The sequence below is a fragment of the Martelella mediterranea genome (assembly GCF_004342225.1).
Taxonomy (GTDB): domain Bacteria; phylum Pseudomonadota; class Alphaproteobacteria; order Rhizobiales; family Rhizobiaceae; genus Martelella; species Martelella mediterranea_B.
Genome location: NZ_SMAR01000073.1, coordinates 1 through 2,500 on the forward strand (window position 1 = coordinate 1; position 2,500 = coordinate 2,500).

Annotated in this window: 1 tRNA gene and 2 rRNA genes (1 of these 3 cut by a window edge); all 3 read right to left on the reverse strand. The window is 56.3% G+C overall.

Annotated features, from left to right (window positions below):
* Nucleotides 1–15: 15 nt before the first annotated feature.
* A tRNA-Met gene (locus EDC90_RS20250) sits at nt 16–92 on the reverse strand.
* 324 nt (nt 93–416) lie between these two features.
* Nucleotides 417–532: ribosomal RNA gene (rrf, locus tag EDC90_RS20255) — 5S ribosomal RNA — on the reverse strand.
* 365 nt (nt 533–897) lie between these two features.
* Nucleotides 898–2,500, reverse strand: a 23S ribosomal RNA gene (locus EDC90_RS20260) (it continues 1,194 nt past the right edge of the window).

The following is a 2,500-nucleotide window of genomic DNA, read 5'->3' on the forward strand; positions in this document are numbered from 1 at the left end:
TTGATAAAACAGTGTTGGTTGCGGGGGCAGGATTTGAACCTGCGGCCTTCAGGTTATGAGCCTGACGAGCTACCGGGCTGCTCCACCCCGCGTTATTTTTGAGCGTCCGGGGTTATGGCGGCTGACGGTTTGGTCCTGCCTTGCCCGGAATTTATGTTTGCCGGTCCTCGAAAGCGCTGCTTTCTGCGGGTCGGCGGGGGCTGCTCTTGCCCCGCGTTATGGTTTGGTCTGTGGCAACAAAAAAGCCGCCCTTACGGCGGCTTTGTATCGGCAGTCGCCGTTTATTGTTTTGAGAAGATATCGAAGCTTTGCTTCGCAAGGCCGACTGGCCGTCGCCCGCTTTCGGGCGGCCCGTCCGGAGCGAAGCGATCGCAGATCGCGACAGCGTCAGGACAAAGTCATGCTGCATTTGGCAGACCTGGCAGCGACTTACTCTCCCGTGTCTTAAGACAAAGTACCATCAGCGCTGGGGCATTTCACGGCCGTGTTCGGAATGGGAACGGGTGTTGAGGACCCCGCAATAACCACCAGGTCGGCCAAGTGCAGCATGTTTTTCGAGAAGCTGGAAGAGTTCTTATGTCCTCACGCTGCCGCGGCTTACGCCGCTTCGCTCCGGACGGGGCGGCGCATGAGCGCCGGCGGCCGGTCGGCCTTGCGAAGCCTTCGGCTTCGGCCTTCCCCTGCGATGCGGGAGCGAGGATACAAGGACGTAAGGTCTGTTGTTGTGTTGCGCTTGCGTAAACCAGCAATGGCAGTGGCTTTCAGGGGACTTCCCCGTAGGCCGACTGGCCGTCGCCGGTCGTCCGGCGCGCCCGCGCAGGGTCAGCGCATCGTCAGATGCGCGGTGCGACCCGCGAGCGATAAAGATCATATGACCGATGGCCATAAACAATGAGAACGATCAAGCCGATCGAGCGATTAGTAAGGCTAAGCTTCACACATTGCTGTGCTTCCACACGCCTCCTATCAACGTTGTCGTCTACAACGGCTCTGATAGGGAATACTCGTTTCCAGGTGGGTTTCCCGCTTAGATGCCTTCAGCGGTTATCCCTTCCATATATAGCTACCCTGCTATGCGGCTGGCGCCACAACAGGTCCACCAGAGATATGTCCATCCCGGTCCTCTCGTACTAGGGACAGATCCTGTCAATATTCCTACACCCACGGCAGATAGGGACCGAACTGTCTCACGACGTTCTGAACCCAGCTCACGTACCGCTTTAATTGGCGAACAGCCAAACCCTTGGGACCTGCTCCAGCCCCAGGATGCGATGAGCCGACATCGAGGTGCCAAACAACCCCGTCGATATGGACTCTTGGGGGTCATCAGCCTGTTATCCCCGGCGTACCTTTTATCCGTTGAGCGATGGCCCTTCCACGCGGGACCACCGGATCACTATGACCGACTTTCGTCTCTGCTCGACTTGTCAGTCTCGCAGTCAGGCGGGCTTATGCCATTGCACTCGACGACCGATTTCCGACCGGTCTGAGCCCACCATCGCGCGCCTCCGTTACTCTTTAGGAGGCGACCGCCCCAGTCAAACTACCCACCATACACTGTCCCGGAACCGGATAACGGATCGCGGTTAGACATCCACGAAGATAAGGGTGGTATTTCAAGGATGGCTCCACGCAAACTGGCGTCCGCGCTTCAAAGCCTACCACCTATCCTACACATGTCTTGGTAAATGCCAGTGTAAAGCTATAGTAAAGGTGCACGGGGTCTTTCCGTCTGACCGCAGGAACCCCGCATCTTCACGGGGAATTCAATTTCACTGAGTCTGCGTTGGAGACAGCGGGGAAGTCGTTACGCCATTCGTGCAGGTCGGAACTTACCCGACAAGGAATTTCGCTACCTTAGGACCGTTATAGTTACGGCCGCCGTTTACTGGGGCTTCGATTCAATGCTTGCACATCTCCTCTTAACCTTCCAGCACCGGGCAGGCGTCAGACCCTATACGTCGTCTTGCGACTTCGCAGAGCCCTGTGTTTTTGATAAACAGTCGCTACCCCCTGGTCTGTGCCACCCTCCGATACTTGCGTATCAAAGGGTCACGCTTCTTCCGAAGTTACGCGTGCATTTTGCCGAGTTCCTTCAACGCAGTTCTCTCAAGCGCCTTGGTATACTCTACCTGACCACCTGTGTCGGTTTCGGGTACGGTCTCACGGCGGGGCTATTTCCTGGAACCGCTCCACTGCTCACTCAATCCAATAAGAATGAACAATTTGTGCAATCCGTCACACTCCGCCTGGCCCACGAATATTAACGTGGTTCCCATCGACTACGCATTTCTGCCTCGTCTTAGGGGCCGGCTAACCCTGCTCAGATTAACTTTAAGCAGGAACCCTTGGTCTTTCGGCGAGAGGGTCTCTCACCCTCTTTATCGTTACTCATGTCAACATTCGCACTTCCGATACCTCCAGGAGCCCTCACGGGTCTCCCTTCATCAGCCTACGGAACGCTCCGCTACCACGTGGATAAATCCACATCCTCAGCTTC